Source organism: Kordia sp. (assembly GCF_965283645.1).
In the GTDB taxonomy this organism is placed as follows: Bacteria; Bacteroidota; Bacteroidia; order Flavobacteriales; family Flavobacteriaceae; genus Kordia.
On the sequence record NZ_CBDIPG010000001.1, the window covers coordinates 1,569,617 to 1,588,984 of the forward strand.

A 19,368-nucleotide genomic window follows, 5' to 3' on the forward strand; every position below is an offset into this window, starting at 1 on the left:
TTAGTCTCAAACAAAAAAATCCCGTTGTGAAACGGGATTCTTTACAAGTTATTAAACTCTGATACTTTTATGATAAAATCATTTTATTATTATTTCTATTTCATCTTTATGTACACCTTTGATTCTTTTTTTGAAATAGTTATAAATTTCAACTTTATCTTTTAGGACAATAGTATCAGTAGCTTTTATCAGTTCAATTTTTTGTAGGTTTTGAATGTAGCTTTTTAGCTGTGATTCTGTCCATAAACTTCCGAAGCCCAATATTATATATTTTTCGCTTAAAGCAGGCACATGAATACTTACCGTATCAATAGCAACATTTTCATCTGTTTCTTTTTTATAATACCTGTAAATAACGTCATCTTGTGTCTCATTCTTAATCAATATTTTCCCAGGTGTATCACATCCTAAGAATAGAACGATTAGAAAAAAACAAGATAATTTATTTAAAAAACTAATTTGTATGTCTTCCTCCATGATAATAATATCCTACTTGTTGTAACGCATATCTGTCTGCATTGTATTCTAATGTATTTGGTGTACCATACACATTATTCATCCCAAATTTTAAATATTCGCTTATGGTTTGTGTGTAAAATTTAAAGACTCCCATTTCTCTTTGTTGTGCATAATGTCCAGTTTCATGCGCTCTTAAGTAGTTATTATAATCTTCATCACCTTTTATTTCGTTTGTAATAAGATTACGACCTAAAGCGACTCCTGAACCTCTTCCTGCGAAGGCTCTTGTTATAAAAGTACCTTTTCTGTATACTGGTTTATGTTTACCAAAATCTCCATATTCTCGATCTGGTTTGTAAGAAACTCCAAAAACAGCGATAGCGGCAAAAGATTGACTTGCAGCGCCCATTGCGCCATTTTTGGCTCCATTTAAAATACCATCTCTAACATTTCTACCGTCAACAAGAGCTCCAAATCCACCAGATACAGCACCTCTAAGACCGCCTCTCATTCCACTATACGTAAGTTCTCCTAATGCATTTTTAATCGCTCCACCTTTTACTCCACTCCATGCAGGTATATTAGCTCCGGCAAATCCACCAGCAATTCCTCCAGCAATTGTGCCTAATGTAATACCATCTCCAAAGACTAAACTTGTTCCTACTTGAGAGGCTACTTCACTTAATACATTATATGTTGCACTTTGCCAAAAAGCACCTGTTCCTCCATTAGCAACTGCTGATGAGAACAGTGCGTTTCCTGCGCAACTCAGACCACCGGTAATAGCACCTCCTATTGCTCCGTATAAGATAGATCTTCCAAAATCACTCCATGACCAATTACCCGTAACTAGAGCTGTAACCGTATATACTGCTGCTGCTGTGGCAGCTCCAACTAAAGCTCCTATGAGAATGGCTCCAAGTATTGGAATAATTTCTCCACTTGGATCATTAAAGCTAAGCGGATTATTCCAAACATAACCATATCGATTGAAACTTTGTGTATTGTATGGGTCTTGAATGTAGTTATCGGGCGAAAGGAAACGTCCCAATTCTGCATCGTACATACGCCCATTCATATGAATGAGTGAAACTTCAAAGAAATGCTCGTGTCCTGTGTAACCACGATCAATTAAGGAATCATGACTAAATTCGGCTGTAGTATTTCCTTTTTTAAAGGCATCAGTAATACCCCAAGCACCAAATTGACGTTGTTCTACTATGTTTGTAGATGAATCAGAGATTGCAAGAATACTTCCCAGATAATCTCTGTGTAAATACATATATTCATTGATGTTACCACCAGGAGTTCCGTCTGTTTTAATGTGAACAACAGGAGCTGTATATCCATCACCTCCAATGTATGTAATAATTTTTGTGCTTCCATTCAAGTCATCATACACTGTTTCTACAGGAATGATACTTGAATATTGTTTGTGGTATCTTCTATCTGCTTTATTTTCGTCTAATCCTCCGTAAAATGAATGCGTACGATTCATTAAAGGACCATATTCAAAACTTACGCGTCCTTTTTCTTCTTCAAAAATTTCAATAGGCTTTTTAAAAGCATTGTAGGTTATTTGCTGTAAACTATTTTGCTGATAGTATAAATCTCCTTGATTATTTAAATCAATATTTGCAAGTTGATACGTACTACCACTTGCATAGTTATAAGCACCTACAAATGAATTGTTAGTAATACGTCCACGATTGTCAAATGCTTTGGTATGTGAAGCTGGCCCATTGATTTGCGTTAATCTATCTAAATTATCATGCGTAAAGCTTTCATTCCAATTTGTAAAAGCATAGTTTTTACGACTGTTTAAGATACCGCGTTGGGTATCAAAATTGTAATCCATTCGTAAAGCCTGCGCACCTCCAGTTGTGTTTACTTTATCTGTAATATTTGTTAGGAAACCATATTGGTCGTATTGCTTGGTTTTTGTAATCCCATTTCCTAATTGAATATCCAATACTTGTCCTCTAGCGTTTTCATCATTTACCTTCCAAAGTGAATTATTGGTATTGAAATCTTTTGTTTCGATAAGAATACCTGCTGAATCATAGCTATTTTTAGTTTTTACATTACTATTAGTCCCCGAAGCGGAATGATTGGTAATGTAGTTTTCACTTGCCACTCTACCATAGGAATCAAACGTCATTCGTTTTTCAAAGTTTCCTGTTTCAGTCGTTTCTTTTATTTTGTTTAAACGTTTGTAACTGTCATAATAGTAATTGTATGCGTAGTTAGAATACGTATTAGTTCTACTATTTACACCACTGATGGCATTTAGTAATTTGGAGGTTCCATCATATAGATAATTTAAAGAAAGATTTGTTTGATCTCCATTTACTGTTTTTGTGTCTAAACGGCCATACGCATCATAGGTATATGTCGTGATTCCTTTTGGACTGGTTTCTTCAAGAATTTCTCCTAAAATATTGTGTTGAAATGTATATGTTCCCGCAGAAGGATCAGAAAGTGATGCCTTCCGTCCCCAACCATCTATTGTTACCGAAACAGTATGACTACCATAGTTTGCTGATTTTATTGCGCCATTACCAAAATACTGATAATTGATAGTTCCGCCAGGATCTTGAAGTGTGGCAATATTACCCGAAGCATCTTTGGTAGTTATAATTGTTTTTGTACCATCATCTACTGTAATGGAAAGTCCATTGTAGGTTGTATTGATTACTTTTCCTGTAAACGAAGTTTTTGTTATTGGCCTACCATATTGGTCATAAAAAGTTTGATTCCAATGTACAGGGTTACTAGTACTGAAATATGGTTCGCTTTTTCTTGTTTGCCGTCCCATAACATCATATTCAAAGCGTCTTTGCACCCATTTGTTATTTAGGCTCAACCTTTTGCTTTGTACCAACCATCCAAAAGAGTTGTAGTACATTTTTTCATCTTCTCCTTCAGCATAATCTATGTTTTTGGTAAAACACCAACCTAGACCAGAGATATATTCCTTGGCGTAGGTATAAACAGTTTCTTTTCCTAAGTAATCTGTTTCTTTTTTCAAACGTTGCCAACCGTCATATTCTAACGTACTGGTTAATCCATAAGGACTTGTAGAGGATATTGGATTCCCCGTTGTATTGTTGTAAGTGAATGTTGTCTCTAACCCAAGTACATCGGTACTTTTAGTCATAAAACGACCGCTAACATCGTATTCGTATTCCTCTACTCTATTAGATATACCTGAACCACTAATGGTCTTTTTTGTGGTATTTCCAAATGCATCAAACAGGAAACTCTCCGTAAGCCAAGGTGTTCCATTTCCTTTCTTTTTAGTTTGAGTCACTAAGTTATTACTATATGTAAACTGTACTTCTGTACTAAATGAATTTCCATTTAACACATTGACCTCAGTCTTTGAAGTAGGACGTCCAATATGATAATACTGGGTTGTGGATGCAGGATTGTTTGAAAACAGGTAACTTACTGTTTTAGAACCTCCTGAAAATGTAGTACTAATAGATAACGGATTTTTATACGTATCATAGGTATAGTTTTCCGTAGAACTAATTCCTTGTAAGCCATCTTCTCTTACAATTTGTGTCGGCACATTGACAAATACTTTATTTGAAAGTAGTTGTGTTGAATAGGTATAGGTCGTTTTACTTGCAAAATTAGACGGCAGATAACTTGAGGACGATGTAGAAACCCATTGTTCGGTCAAGGCGGCTCGCTTTTGCATATCGTATTTGGATACATCCCAAAGCTGTCCTACATCATCACCAAACCAATTGGATTTTTTAAATTCTTTGAAGCCTAAAAAGCCGAGTCCTTCAGCATTTGAAACTGCTCCTTTGTACTGATACAGTTGCCGTTGTGTTTGACCGGAACCTGTATGTTTTGCTTCGCTAACGACCTTTAAAGACGGCGCCACATTGATATTGACAAAAGGATAGTTTTCATCATAATCAGGGTAATAAATATAGGTCGGATATGGTGATGAATTATCTGTAACTCCAATACGTTCGTAGAGAATATCTGTTACAACACCGTTATTACTAATTCTTTTGAGCGAGGTATCTTTTTTACTGTCTCTTCTAAATTCATAGGTATGTACATTATTTCCATCAATGTACGCATATTCTAAATTGCTATTTGTTCCTTTAGCTTCTAAGAATAATGGAATACCAAATTTGGTAACACCATTATTTACTGCTAAAGAATTGGTTGTTAGTTGGAAAGATGGTGTACTTTCTGTACTATTTTGTTTGTTTGTGTACAGTTGTAATCTATCACTAACAACATTATATGACGAGTATGGTGATACTACTTCATGTTTTAAGATGTCTGATTTTCCATCTCCATTGTAATCCTGTGCTATATAATGATACTCATACAAAGGATTGCTCATTGAAACACCATTTACATTTCTTGATCCGTTATGCACATAGTTTTCTTTGTATAAAATTCCGATACTTTTTGAATAGTAATAGATGTTATTACCTCTTGAAAGATAAAAACGCCATGTAGAACTATTTTCTGCAGAAGGTTGCACAAAATCCGTTTTTCCGTCACCATTATAATCTCCAAATAAGATTGGTTTGTCTTTATCGATATGACTATATGATAAGTATGCAATTTGTACCAATTGGTTGGAAGAATTCATAGAGTACACTCTAACCAATCCATCTCTAATATGCATTAAATCTGTTTTTCCATCTCCATCAAAATCTAATCCAAATAGTTTATCAGAACTATCTTGAACACGGTATGCCAGCGAACCAATATTAACAGCACTTGTACTTGCCGTACGTTTTAAATCTACAAAATATACTTCTGAGTTTCCTTGTGAAACAGATTGCGTTTCACATTCGCATTCATCAAATCCGTAATCATCCCATGGATCATATACTTCGTAGCAAACTGTTCTGTAGTATTTTTTAGGAATGGCTAATACATCGGTTAATCCGTCTCCATTAAAGTCGCCACTAATGTATTTTTTAGGTATTTTCCGATCTTCGTTACTTATGTATCCGCCGTAATCACAATAATCTATCCCAGCTGGTCCTATTGGAAAGTTCACATTTTTATCATACTGTAAAACAGGTCCATATGCCGCCATTGCAAAGGTTCTAAAACGTACTGTAGAGTTAGAACTATTGATCGTCTCTCTTGCCGTAGTTACTCCTTGTTGCGATAATATTTTTCCATTCCATGATAAGATGGTACTTGCAAAAACATCATCAAACTTTTCCGTATTTACAGTATATCCTAACGAAATACCTGAACCATAATCATCAAAAATATCCATGAATACATTTAGTTTATTTCTGGAATTTTTATGGTAAGTAATAAAGTCCATCTTTCCATCACCATTTAACTCTCCAACGGCAATTCTATCAGTATTGTAGTTAATTCCTGGATAAATGTCTAAAGTATTTCCATCTCTGGTAACACCGCTCGAAGAATAATCATATGAAAATGTGATCGATGGAAACGATTGATTTGAACCGTTGTATTCTCGAATTGAAGACATACGTTGGTATCCTAATGAAGTTGTGTTGTGCGAAAGTTGATATTTTCTGTACAATTGTCCGCCACCTTTCACTTCAATACGATCTAAAATATTACTTCTTTTAAATGTAATTCCTTGTACATAAGAAATATCTGGTCGTGTTCTGGTTTTATAATAAAAATAAATATCATTTGGAGGTGTTGTTCCTGTTCTTGATCCGTATCGTATTCTATTTATACGCAATAAATTATTGCTCTGAGAATAGTTGTATTCAATATAGTTTCCTTGTGGATCTTGTCGTTTGTACAATGCCCATTCTAGTCTTCCTCTGGAGGAACCGGCATTTCCATACCAAGCTCGTGTTCCATCAGGATAGAAAACTATAAAATAGGATGGTCCATACGAAGATCCATATGGAGAAGTTCCATATGCTTTGATTTTTACATTTGAAAAATTTTCAGTTTGGTATTCCGAACTATTTGCTCCATAAGTTCCTGATTTTAATAGCAGTCGCTGTCCGTCTAAAGCAAATCTATCTTTGTTATCAAAATCTACTCCATCAATAAATCCGTCATGATATTTTGTAGATGAAATTCTTGTAATGGTTGATAAACCTTCAATATTCCATCCCCAACCTGCAAGACCATTAGCCGCTTGACTACTAAATGACAGTGCTATGCTTGGAGCAATGTCTTTAATTCCAGGTGGTAAAGTTAAAGGTACACGATAAGAGGCAGCACCTGATAATGAAACTGCAAATTCATCAGGAGTGCTTCCTGATGACACCGTAGGTATAACTGGTGGATCAATAGGATCGATAGGGTCAATAGGACCTATCGGACCAATAGGATCTATTAAATCTATACAATCACCTGTAAGTGGATCAATTAGACAAGGTTCTTCAAAAAGCCTACTCTGTAATGCATTAGCGGCTTTTATTTTATCATTTTTGGTTACTTTAATCTTTTGAAAATCCATTTTTTCAGTATTAGATGGATCTTCAAGAAGTTTATTAGGAGTTTGCGCAAAACCAACAAATCCTGTAAAAAGTAATACGAAGCTTATATAATATATTTTTAATTTCATTGTTCTGGCTGTTTAGTTTTTGATAATTTGCTCGTTTGCTACTGTCCCATTGGAAAAGTGCATGTGAATAAAATAAATTCCTGACGTCATATTGCTCAGGTCTACTTGCATTTGATTAGTAGGGTTACTAATATTTATCTTCTTAACAAGAGCTCCATTTGCACTATATATATTTATAGAATTGGTTAAATTGAAGTCTTTTCCAGAAAGCTGAATGGTTACCATACCATCTGTCGGATTCGGGAATGTAGTATGTTTTACCACACCCATATTTATTTCTTCTTCAGTTTCTTCTCCTGGTAATTCAACGCCAGTTTGCTCAGCCACCACAGCGCCTTCTTCTTCTTTCATTTTAACGCCTTCTTCCTTAATTGATCTGCTAGAAGGTGCTACAGGAGAACAAAAACCATCTTCTTGACAATAGAAACGTTGTTTTTGGTTTCCAGCTACATCATAGCTAAAGATGAGTGTAGAATTTTCATTAAGATGTAATAATTCTTGAATGGAAGGTTCATTTCCTGTGATTGGATCAATACGTGGTTCCCAAAAATATTGTCGATCAGAAGTATTGGTATCGTAATAAAGATACGATCGATGTCTTAAAGAAGTAACCGTGTTTTTTTGTTTGTAATCATTTATAGTTGACACTTCTTCGCCAGTAACACCATCATAAATACGTCCTAAATTTACAGTTGAAGAATAACTACTCTTATGCAAATACCCTACAACTAGATACCATCTATCTAATTTGGGTAAATCTCCATACCAGAAATAAGGATTTGAATTATATGTACCATTGAGTTGTAATGAGCCACTATTGTTGGCATAAAAGCCTAAATAAGAAGTTCCGTTTGTAGAGTTTGTTTTCTTTAGCCAAACACTAAATCGATAAGTTGTATTATGATTGGTACCACTAATCCAACTTGTATTCCAACCACCATCTGCATTGCTTGAACTATCATTTCCACCTTTCCAAAGCATTACTTCTTCTCCTATGTGATTTTTTCCTAGTTCTCTACAGTTTTCATCGGTTGTGCCATTTACTCCAAATCCTGATACAGAACCACATCCAACAGTCCAAGATGATGTACTCAGAAGATTTGTATCTGCTCCGTCTAAACCAAGTAAACTTCCAATTGAAGGCTCATCACCATCAACCATTTCCATACGTGGAGCATAAAAAAACTGCCTATCTGAAGTATTCGTATCATAGTATAAATACGCTCTATGTCTTAGTTTTGTTGTTGAAGCAGCAAACTTAAAGTCTGTAACATTGACAACTTTGGTTCCTGTAGTAGGATCATATATTCCTCCGTAACTTAAGTTTGAATTATAATTACGTCCATGAACATATGCTACAAGCATGTACCATTTATTAAGCTGAGGTAAATCGCCAACCCAGAAATAAGGATTGGTTCTAAGATTTCCACTCAAATTTAAAATAGAATAATCATACATTGTTGTGTCAGAACCACTTTGCCATTGTTGACAGCCAAAATAAGTACTTCCATCATTCGAATTTGTTTTTTTTATCCAAACGACTAAACGATAGGTTTCCGCATTGTCTATTGAGACATAACTGGCGTTCCATCCGCCATCGGCGTCGCTTGCACTATCATTTCCGCCTTTCCATAAGATTGAGGAACCTCCGAAAGGATTCGTGCCAAATTCTCGGCTATTTTCGCTGGTAGTGCCATTCTGACTAAAACCCGAAACAGAACCACTGCCAGTAGTCCAGGTTGAAGTGTTTAATAAGTTTTGTGCTTTCGTTAAAGAAGTGCAAAACACAAAAACAAGTAGCATAATTAGTAGTCTTAACTTCATATTTGGTTATTTAAACTTTGGTATAGTATTCATATCAAATAAAAGGAAAAAAACTATACAATTTTACCCTTACCTTCTTAAAAACAGATACTTTACAATAATTTAAAGATATTTATGGTTTTACCGTAATGACGGTATAGGAAACATAGTGTCATTGAAATAGAGCTGTTTTTAAATTTAAGAGTATTCGCACATATTATTAAAAATTTATTCGCTTCAGGTTACAGTTGGTTACATTTATTTGTTGTTATGTTATTTTAAAATTTCATGTGTATATGTCACTATTTTTACTGCATGCAGAATTTAAGCTATTGTTCGTATGATATGAGGTTTTATATTAAATACTTTTGCACTCAATTACATACAAATGACTATTAACGTTTGCTTTTGCTTCTATACAAAAATCTGTATTGTATAGTTGAACTAAATGCCATACCTTTATTGAGAACAACAGGAATTTTTAAATAAAAGTTCCTATTTCACGTATGTAATGAACAATTAAAACATCACCTATATTCAATAACATGGCTCAGACGAAAACAAGACGAATACTAGGAATAGCACTTATTATTGCCTCCTTATTTTCATTAGTATTTGTACCGTGGCTTTTGGTTAAAGCATGGATACTTCCGCTACCCGATACAATACAAGGGCAATTAGATGAAGCTATTGGTCACGGATTTGACGGAATGATTGTGTATGTAGATCAAGCTGGTAAATCTCCACAGTATTTTGCATCTGGATGGCACAACCGAGAAACTAAGATTCCTGCCAAACCGCAAGCACTATTTAAAATTGCCAGCATTAGTAAATTGTATGATGCGGTGGCTGTGACCAAATTGGTCGGTGATGGACGTCTTTCGCTTGATAAAACGATTGCTGATTATTTACCTGATCTTGTGGGAAGAATTGAAAATGCCGATAAAATTACCTTGAGATTAATGATTCAGCATAAAAGTGGTATTCCAAATTTTACAGACGCTCCTAATTTTTGGGCGACTCCAACACAAAGTTATCAAGAAAGTCTTGATTTGATTCTAGACAAACCAGCCAATTTTGAACCTGGCAAAGGTTATGAATATTGCAATACGAATTATTTATTAATCAACAGAATAATGGATGATGTGTTAGGTTATCCAAACTTTCAATTTATTCAAGAAGAAATTCTAATCCCACTAAAACTCACCAATACTTTCGGATCGTTAAAAGAAGTGAATATGGACGATGTAATGAGTGGTTATCATGTTGGACATCCTTATGATTTGAAGGAAGACGAACACGGTATGTTAGCAACTGCAGCAGATATTGGCACGTTCCTTCGAGCTTTAAACAACGGATCATTATTTGAACAAGGAGAACAGGAAATATATGCTTCCATTTATAAGTATGAACATGCAGGTTGGGTTCCGGGCTACCAGAGTTTTGCAACATACCACAAGGAACTTGATGCTGTTACTGTTGCATTTTACAGTACAACTGACCCAAAACTGTACAACTGGAATTTATCAGAAATCATAAATAATAGAATCGTTAAAATATTGGAAAGACAGGAGAACTAGTGTATAATTATTGTTAGAAATTTAAGAACCTCTCAACCTAATTACCCTGTGAATCAAACTGACTTTATAGCTGAATTGACATTTTTACCAACCGAAAAAAGCGGACGGAATAATCTGGTTCATACTGGATATTGTCTACATATTGAGTTTGAAAATTACTCAGAGTATTTAACGTCTGGGCATCAAACGTATATTGGACAAGAATTTGTGGAACTGGGCACTACCGTCCATGCTAAAATTGCAATTTTGGACACCGTTTATTTTGCGAATCGATTATATGAGGATATGAAGTTTAAATTTTTTGAAGGAAGACATATGATTGGTTATGGAAAAATAACCGAGATTGTGAATCCTGATGTAAGACGTGAACCTACGAGTGATCAACAGAAAATTAACTTGAATTTATATCCAATTGATATTATAAAAAGGCTTCAAAAAGATTACGCTTCCAATTTAGGAGAAGCTATGAGAAGTATTCAAGAATTGCTTATTTCCCATAAGGATTTTCAAAGTCATAGAATTGTTAGAGCATTAGTATTTACAGGAAATAAAGATATTGTTCAACTTAAAAAAATGATTGCATTGGCACGTATTGATTGGCGCGATTTGCTTTTGTGTGCTGAATATGAAACAGCTGATACACGAGTTCGAAACTTTACAAAGGAATTTGGAAAAGAAGAAATAAAGCCTAAGGGCTAACAACATGAAACTATCAAAAGAAAACTATATAAAAGCACAAGGCTTTTAGTAAAACGTTTACTCAAATGTACCCAGAATTACTTGATTATATTTTTAATTATTGTTCAAAATATTATTCAGAAACAGAGCAAAAGGCTAAAGATCATTATTTCGGAACTCTTAAGTTTGGAAACTATCCAGGTAACAAATCTCCAAAAATAGATGAGCTAAAAAAGAGGTTTTTAGCAACGGATACAAATGCCTTAAAATTATTAGAAAATGGATATCCCGAATTTATAAGAACTACCGCTACAAGGATATACCACGAGCATATGCATGAATTGGATTTAAATGTATGCCAAAAGTGTAAAAAGATAACTCGCACACCCAAAGCGAAACAATGTCGATTCTGCTTTCATGATTGGCACTAAATCAAGTTACGGTTTACAACGTTTATTCAAAACCACTCAAGTCTTATTAAATTTAAAAATCGCCCGCAGGATAACTGCTATACTGCCTTTCGTAGTTTCCCGAAAGCGTGTTGCTGCGTTGCAAGATGCTTCTGAAGTTTCCCGAAAACCTGTCGCAGGTCTGCAGGAACCTTCCGAAGTTCCACGAAAGCATGTCGCAGGTCTGCAGGGACGTTCCGAAGTTCCACGAAAGCGTGTCGCAGATCTGCAGGGACGTTCCGAAGTTCCCCGAAAGCATGTCGCAGATCTACAGGGACGTTCCGAAGTTCCCCGAAAGCGTGTTGCAGGTCTGCAGGAACCTTCCGAAGTTCCCCGAAAGCGTGTCGCATTGCTGCGAGAAGGTTTCAGGAGCATTTTTATTGCGAATTCCCTAATGAAATGTAAGAAATCAGTGTTTTTGTTGCGGATTTCATAAAAAACTAAAACGCTCTATTTGACTTAAAATGTCAAAACATTGGCTTATATGGTCAAAAAATATCAACCTTCTGTTTTGATCTTTGCGATATCAAACACATAAACTATTGAAACGATGAAAACAATCAATTTAAAAAATGCAATTTATGCAGGTCTTTTCGTCTATAGTATTGGGATTACTTTCTTTATAGGATCGTACTATGCGCCACTAATTGATGATCCTGAATTGCAATCGAACCTCATTTTGGCAATTGTCATTATTCCTGTCGCAATGCTAGGTGCTATGTTTTATTATCACAAAAGCACGCAAACTCATGGCTTACTAGTTGGCTTGGTGTTATTTCTAATCGCAGGCATTTTAGATGCACTCATTACAGTACCTATATTTTTCATTCCAGAAGGTGGAAACCATTTTCAGTTTTTTACCAATCCTTGGTTTTGGTGTATTGGCTTGGAATATGTGCTTTCGGTATATATCTATAGCTACTTTAGAATAGCTAAGCTCAACAACCTAACTCGCTAAAAACGTATCGTCATGATTGTACTTGTTTATGTAATACTGAGCTTGATTTAGTACCTCAGCATTTAGAAATACTCTTTTTACTTATTTTGGTGGCTTTACGGGAAACCGTAATGCACTTATATCAACTTTGTTTTATATTTATAATAAGTAACAGAAGGTTTGTTTATAATGAGTTTCTGTTATATATAGTTAACAAACATAAAACTCGCGAATATGGAAAGTGATAAGTTTGAAAAAACTAAATATTGGATTGAACTAGCAAAGTGGTTTATTGTGAGCGTTGCTTTAGTTTTAATTTCAAACATTGTTAATTGGAATTTCACAAGCAGAGACAAAAGTTTTGATGAAGTCAAGTTTTATTCGGAAAAGTATATGACAGAATTAATAGTCCTAAATGACAAAGTTGGACCTCGATATAAATTGGCTCAATTTTTTAAAAATGTAATTGTCAATAAAGACCAAAGAGATGGTTGGATAAGATATTATGATGATGTAAAAAAAGAATATAACAACTTAAAAAAAAAGGATTCAATCGATAAACTTAAGAAACAAAAAATTCTTGAAAAAGACAGCACTAAATGGAATGAAAGTGAAAAAGAACAGTTCCGAATTTTACAAAATGAAATAGAAAAGATGGACATTCAATTAAATAGTGAATTACAATTGCCTAATGAAGAAAAGCAAAAATATTATATTATAGTTGGTAGCGGTAAGACTTTAAAAGAAGCAGAAGATGAAAAGAACAAATTTATGAGTTTTGACTCAAAAATTATTTTAAGAAATGGAAGCTATAGAATAGTAATTGAATTTAACAGCTACGAAAATGCTAGTAAAAATATTTCTGTAATAAAAACAAAAAAATCAGACGCATATATTGTTAATGCACATAAGTGGTGTTCTAATTTAATACAAAAAGAAAGTCATTATGAATGTAATTAATAATGATGATTTACCAATAATCTCTATGATTAATAGTTCTTTAAATGATAAAACGAATATATAAACATGAAGCTAAATAGTTAATGAATCAAATCCGCTACCAATTATACACAAAACCGTTACCAAAAAGCTAAGAATAAATATGGATTTCAAACCAATTAGAAATAAATTAAAAACTTTTACGCTTGATTCTGTAACTAATGAAATTCTAATTATTTTAAAAAAATTTGAAAAAGATGAAAGAAAACAAAGGTTCTGGCATCCTTTGATATTATTGAAATGGAATTTAGAATTTTCAGATAAAAAATATAAAGCTAAAACAGCAAAAAGAGCTGACATTGGGAAACTACTAAAACAGTTAGATGAATTAGAAATGTCACATAATACTTTCCGTTTTAAAAAAGGACAGAGTTTTACAAAGACATTTACAATACTTGCTCATCAACAATTCTTATATCAAGAAATTACTTGGTGGGATCGTTTTGCTAGACAACTAATTTTATTCAATGACTTAAAATCAAAATATTGTATTAAAAAATCCTTTGAAAATTTAACTAATCTTTCTATATCAACATTTTTAAATATATCGTATATAATTTGGGTTTATTCTCATCAATCTGAATTAACAAAAGTTCCATATTATGGATATATCAATGATGACATAAAAACTCTTTTAACAACTATTCATTCACAAAAAGAGTTAAAGTCGTATTTAGACTTATTAACAGTATCCAAAGATAATATTCACGAAATATTAAATGAAGATAATAGAGTTTTAAGAAATTATAACCTCCAAACATTTGAACCTTCTTTCTTTACAAGAAAACCATATTTCTTACACAATAATAAGTTATTAATTCCCCATAAAGATATTCTTCATCATAACTTCAATTACTTTCTTTATGAATATTTAAAACAGAAAGATAAAAATTTCACTACTGAATTTGGATTGCGATTAGAAAAATATGTACAATTGGGACTTGATGAATCCAACCAAAATTACAAAACCGAAAATGAGTTAAAAAAGTTAATAGGACTAGAGAAAAACTTAGTTGATTTTATTATTTTAGATAAAGTTTTCATAGAAGTTAAAGCAATAGAATCGAAACCATTTGTCAGCGCCAATCCTACCGATAAAGTTCTTGGAAATGAATTTAGGAAAAACTTAGTAAAAGCCTATATAAAACAAATGGTTAATGTTGCTTATAATTTAAAAGCTCAAACAGAATATTTTGGAATAATTATTACATACAAAAAATTATTTTTAGGAACCTCTCAAGACATTTGGAATCAGTTTTTAAAAGAAGAAACTTTAAAGGTTTGGAAGAAAAATGAACATTCAATTATCCCATATTCAAACTTATTTGTTATGGATATTTATACTTGGGATAAACTAATGCAGGTCTTAAAAGATAATTCTAGTTTGACTTTAGAAACAGTTTTAAAAAAAGTAAGAGATGATAATAGTTCTGAAAAAACAAAGAAATTTCATTTTTCAATGCATCTTGATGAATATGATTTTACTAATTTTGACTTAAAGTATTTAAAAGAAGCTAATGGCAGAATCGTACCTGAAAAAGCCAGCAGGTAAAAATGCATAAAAACACATGGCTATTTAAGTTTTTCGAAAGGTCTGCGTTTGCTTACAAAGTCTCCAAACCAAAACGTATCGCTTATTACCTGTCAAACGTCTCTTAGACTAATCGTTAAATACAATTTTAAAAAATTCCGTAAGCGGCAAGAATATATAGAATCATAAAAACCTAAAAAATCCCGCTTCTTAACGGGATTTTTTCAACTTATCTTTTTTATATATCGTTAAAGTTTCCAAAATTGAGATCCCGATATTCATCAGGATTCAGTAAATACCAATTTTAAGAATTGGTATTTACTGTATTATAGTCCCACGAGGAATCACAGCATCTTTTTTAATAACGACAATGCCATCTTTTACAAAATAGGTATCGGTTTCTACATCTTTTAATTGCTTGCCACCATTGATTTTTACATCATCACCAATGCGGCAGTTTCTGTCAATAATTGCGTTTTTGATGTAACAACGCTCGCCAATTCCCATCAAAATGTCAATTTTCTTTTCGTTGATTTCGTCTAACGATTCATAGGAATCATTTCCCATCATATACGTATTCAAAACAACTGTATCTTTTCCGATTCGCGAACGAATTCCAATGACAGAACGTTCTATTTTAGATGCATGAATGATACAACCATCAGAAATGACCGTATTGTTAAGCGTTGTGCCCGAGATTTTAGAAGTCGCTAAAATACGTGCGTTGGTATAAATACGTCGCTTTTGATCGTAGAGATTAAATTTTGGAATATCATCTGTTAATCCAAGATTGGCTTCAAAGAACGAATCAATGTTTCCTATATCTGTCCAATAGCCTTCATATTGAAAACTTACCGTTTTGTGTTTGTCTATACTTTGCGGAATGATTTCCTTTCCAAAATCGACCGTATCCGGATTGTCCATCAATTTGATTAGCAAGTCTCTATTAAAAATATAGATTCCCATGGAAGCCAAGTATTTTCGACCTTCTTTCTTCATTTCTTTACTTACATCCGACGTCCATTCTGGCAATAAATCTGCCGAAGGTTTTTCTATAAATGAGGTAATTACATTTTCTTCATTCGTTTTTAAGATTCCAAACGAAGTCGCATCTTTAGCATTTACAGGATAGGTTGCAATGGAAATTTCTGCTCCCGATTTTTCATGACGTTTAATCATGTCATTAAAATCCATTTGATACAATTGATCGCCCGAAAGAATCAAGGCATATTCAAAATCATTCTTCAAAAAGTGATGCATGCTTTGTCGTACCGCATCAGCTGTTCCCTGAAACCATTTGTCGCTCGAAATGGTTTGTTCTGCCGCAAGGACATCCACAAAAGCCGAGCTAAAGAAACTAAAGTGATAGGTATTTGAGATATGTTTGTTTAACGAAGCCGAATTGAACTGCGTCAAAACATACATACGCTTGATATCTGAGTTGATACAGTTTGAAATTGGAATATCTACCAATCTATATTTTCCAGCAATTGGCACAGCTGGTTTCGATCGTGCTTCTGTTAACGGATAGAGTCGTGAACCTTGTCCGCCTCCAAGAATAATGCTAAGTACTTTGTCGTTAATCATGGTCTTTTATATAATAGATTTATATAGGTTTTCTGTTTGTTTTGCAATAGCTTTCCAGTCAAAAAAGTTTTCTACGCGTTTTCTACTGGCGATTTCCATACTATTTCTCAGTGCGTCGTCATTGATAACTTTGTTAATTCCGTCTGCTAAATCTTTTGAAAATTTTGCAGGATCAGTCGGTTCAAAAGGTGCCGTGTTTTGTTGTTGCACCGACACTAGAATTCCTGTTTCGTTATCAACAACCACTTCTTTAATTCCGCCAACCGCACTGGCTACAACCGCTGTTTTACATGCCATTGCTTCTATATTGATAATGCCAAATGGTTCGTAAATTGATGGACAACAAAAAACTGCCGCATGTGAATATAATTGAATAATTTCTTCTTTAGGCAACATTTCTTCAATCCAAAATACATTGTCACGCGTTTGCTTTACGCTTTCCACACTTTCCTGCATTTCTTTGGCAATTTCCTCTGTATCAGGTGCGCCAGCACAGAGTACAATTTGTGTGTCTTTGTCTATGTGTTTGATGGCGTTGACCAAATGAATAATTCCTTTTTGGCGCGTAATTCGTCCCACAAATAATACATACGGTTTTGAAGTATTAATATTAAATTTTTCAAGCGTTGTTTTTTCTGGTGTAAATTGATACTGCTGTAGATTGATTCCGTTGTAAATGACTTTTATCTTATCTTCCTGCACATTGAAATGTTCTAACACATCAACTTTCGTTTCTTCCGAAACAGCAATAATAGCATCTGCCATTTCAATTGCCGTTTTTTCAATCCAAGAAGAAGCATCATATCCGCGGCCTAATTGTTCACGTTTCCAAGGACGTAATGGTTCTAACGAATGCGTCGTGATTACGAAAGGTTTTCCATAACATAATTTAGCCATGATTCCTGCAAATTGCGCATACCAAGTGTGACAATGCACCACATCCGCATCAATTTCGTTAGCATTCATGTGTAAATTTGTTTGTAATGTATTGAATACAGGTTTTAGTTTTTTATCCGTTGTTTCAAAACTTGCATGATCTCCAGAAAATCCTGTAATACGTAAGTTTTCTGAATCTATTTTTTGATCGCCAAAACTTCGCACTTCAACTTCCATAAGTTGCTTCAATTCGTCTGCCAAATATTCAACGTGAACTCCAGCGCCACCATATACATATGGAGGAAATTCTTTTGTAAAAAAAAGTACTTTCATGAATGTATTTCTAACCTTTTTATTAATTCATAATTTGTAATCGTTTTAAAATTAATCAATTAATATCACATAACAACTATAATTTTGCAGGTCTTGCATATGGATGCAATCTAAAACGTTTTCGTAATGATTGTATTTCTATTACGACAGACTATTAGTATAAAAAACCGTATTTTTAAGGAATTATTTTGACTTGAAAAGAATTAAAGAAAACCTATGAAAAAGATATTTATAATTGCTGTTGTTGGATTGTTATTTAGTTGTAATTCAGTAGCACAAAAGAAAGAAAATGACTCTAAGAAACAAGAAACGTTCAAGGTTACAAAAACGAACGCGGAATGGAAAAAATTATTGAGTCCAGAAGCATTTTATGTACTTCGAAAAGCTGGAACGGAACGCGCTTTTACAAGTCCATATAATAAAAACTACAAAGAAGGAACGTATCACTGCGCAGGTTGCAATACGCCATTATTTAAAAGCAAGCATAAGTTCGATTCTGGAACAGGTTGGCCAAGTTTTGATCGTGAAATTGAAGGAAATGTATCTTTTTCAACCGATTATGATCTTGGATACGCACGTACCGAAGAACATTGCGCAACGTGTGGCGGACATTTAGGTCATGTTTTTACTGACGGACCAAGAAAAACGACAGGGAAAAGACATTGTATTAATGGTGTTGCGTTGAAGTTTGTTCCTGAGGAATAGCTTGTTGGATTATTAGACTTTTGGTATCGCTTCGCTCATGGATAATTAGCTTTTGTCATTCCTGCGTAGGCAGGAATCCATTTTAGAATAGCTTACTTCCAAACGTCATTGCGAGGAAGTATGACGAAGCAATCTGTTACTTATAATTCCAAAGAGTTCTACATTAAACAGACTGCCGCGGCGCTTTCGCTTCTCGCAGTGACGAATAACGAAACATCTTTTAATCAAGAAAACATTCATGGAGAATTTATTAGAAGAAATTTTAGGTTGTACGATTTGCAAAGATTTTTTGCCACTTGGTATCAACCCAGTTTTGGCTGCACATGAGCAATCTAAAATTATTTTGATCGGGCAAGCGCCAGGTTTAAAAGTGCATCAGAACGGAATTCCTTGGAATGATATGAGCGGAAAACGCTTGCGACAATGGCTACATGTTTCCGATGCCGTTTTTTATGACACTAAAAATATTGCGTTGATTCCGATGGGATTTTGCTATCCTGGAAAGGGAAAATCTGGTGATTTACCGCCACGAAAAGAGTGCGCAATAACTTGGCATAAACAGTTATTAACGAAGATGCAAAAAGCCAAATTGGTGTTGCTTGTTGGACAATACGCGCAAAAATATTATCTACAAGAAAGTGCTAAAAGAACGTTAACTGAAACTGTTTCAAATTACGAAAGTTATCTTCCAAAATACTTTCCGTTGCCGCATCCATCACCCAGAAATCGTTTTTGGCTGAGTAAAAATCCTTGGTTTGAAAAAGAAGTGATTCCAAGATTGCAAACTGCAGTAGCTAGCGTGTTAAATGATTAAGGTTGTTTGCATGAAATTATTTAAAATTTAGCATTCAACAGTTACATTT

General features: G+C 34.0%; 13 protein-coding genes. 8 read left to right on the forward strand and 5 right to left on the reverse strand.

The annotated features are described in order from the left end of the window. Positions 1-78: 78 nt before the first annotated feature. From ACQ654_RS06740 to ACQ654_RS06750, 3 genes are read right to left on the reverse strand one after another with little or no spacing between them, the layout of a single operon-like run. Positions 79-477 (reverse strand): hypothetical protein, encoded by a 399-nt coding sequence (locus ACQ654_RS06740; protein ID WP_430409560.1) that lies wholly within the window; start codon positions 475-477, stop codon positions 79-81. Further along, positions 455-7,027, reverse strand: coding sequence for an RHS repeat-associated core domain-containing protein (locus ACQ654_RS06745; RefSeq protein WP_430409561.1), 6,573 nt, complete (start codon positions 7,025-7,027; stop codon positions 455-457). The genes ACQ654_RS06740 and ACQ654_RS06745 overlap by 23 nt, the downstream gene beginning before the upstream one ends. A gap of 12 nt (positions 7,028-7,039) precedes the next feature. Beyond that, positions 7,040-8,851 (reverse strand): T9SS type A sorting domain-containing protein, encoded by a 1,812-nt coding sequence (locus ACQ654_RS06750; protein ID WP_430409562.1) that lies wholly within the window; start codon positions 8,849-8,851, stop codon positions 7,040-7,042. Positions 8,852-9,375: 524 nt separating this feature from the next. Here ACQ654_RS06750 and ACQ654_RS06755 point away from each other — a divergent pair. From ACQ654_RS06755 to ACQ654_RS06780, 6 genes are all read left to right on the forward strand, one after another. Beyond that, positions 9,376-10,410, forward strand: coding sequence for a serine hydrolase domain-containing protein (locus ACQ654_RS06755; RefSeq protein WP_430409563.1), 1,035 nt, complete (start codon positions 9,376-9,378; stop codon positions 10,408-10,410). Positions 10,411-10,458: 48 nt separating this feature from the next. Beyond that, entirely contained in the window at positions 10,459-11,109 is a 651-nt protein-coding gene (locus ACQ654_RS06760) for an elongation factor Tu (RefSeq protein WP_430409564.1), read from the forward strand. Between the two features lie 65 nt (positions 11,110-11,174). Beyond that, entirely contained in the window at positions 11,175-11,519 is a 345-nt protein-coding gene (locus ACQ654_RS06765; protein ID WP_430409565.1) for a hypothetical protein, read from the forward strand. A gap of 568 nt (positions 11,520-12,087) precedes the next feature. Then, a complete protein-coding gene (locus tag ACQ654_RS06770; protein ID WP_430409566.1) occupies positions 12,088-12,495 on the forward strand; it encodes a DUF5367 family protein in 408 nt (135 codons plus the stop codon). Between the two features lie 213 nt (positions 12,496-12,708). After that, positions 12,709-13,434 (forward strand): SPOR domain-containing protein, encoded by a 726-nt coding sequence (locus tag ACQ654_RS06775; protein WP_430409567.1) that lies wholly within the window; start codon positions 12,709-12,711, stop codon positions 13,432-13,434. Positions 13,435-13,576: 142 nt separating this feature from the next. Beyond that, a complete protein-coding gene (locus tag ACQ654_RS06780; RefSeq protein WP_430409568.1) occupies positions 13,577-15,025 on the forward strand; it encodes a hypothetical protein in 1,449 nt (482 codons plus the stop codon). Between the two features lie 297 nt (positions 15,026-15,322). Here the strand turns inward: ACQ654_RS06780 and ACQ654_RS06785 are convergent, their stop codons facing one another. Then, complete coding sequence (locus tag ACQ654_RS06785; RefSeq protein WP_430409569.1) at positions 15,323-16,591, reverse strand: glucose-1-phosphate adenylyltransferase; 1,269 nt, start codon at positions 16,589-16,591, stop codon at positions 15,323-15,325. 6 nt (positions 16,592-16,597) lie between these two features. Beyond that, positions 16,598-17,800, reverse strand: a complete 1,203-nt coding sequence (glgA, locus tag ACQ654_RS06790) for a glycogen synthase (RefSeq protein ID WP_430409570.1) — start codon at positions 17,798-17,800, stop codon at positions 16,598-16,600. Positions 17,801-18,016: 216 nt separating this feature from the next. Between glgA and msrB the strand changes: the two genes are divergently transcribed. Next, positions 18,017-18,505, forward strand: a complete 489-nt coding sequence (msrB, locus tag ACQ654_RS06795) for a peptide-methionine (R)-S-oxide reductase MsrB (RefSeq protein WP_430409571.1) — start codon at positions 18,017-18,019, stop codon at positions 18,503-18,505. A gap of 238 nt (positions 18,506-18,743) precedes the next feature. Further along, the gene (locus ACQ654_RS06800; protein ID WP_430409572.1) at positions 18,744-19,319 is read left to right on the forward strand and encodes a uracil-DNA glycosylase family protein; all 576 of its coding nucleotides are present in this window, start codon (positions 18,744-18,746) and stop codon (positions 19,317-19,319) included. The last annotated feature ends 49 nt before the right edge of the window (positions 19,320-19,368 follow it).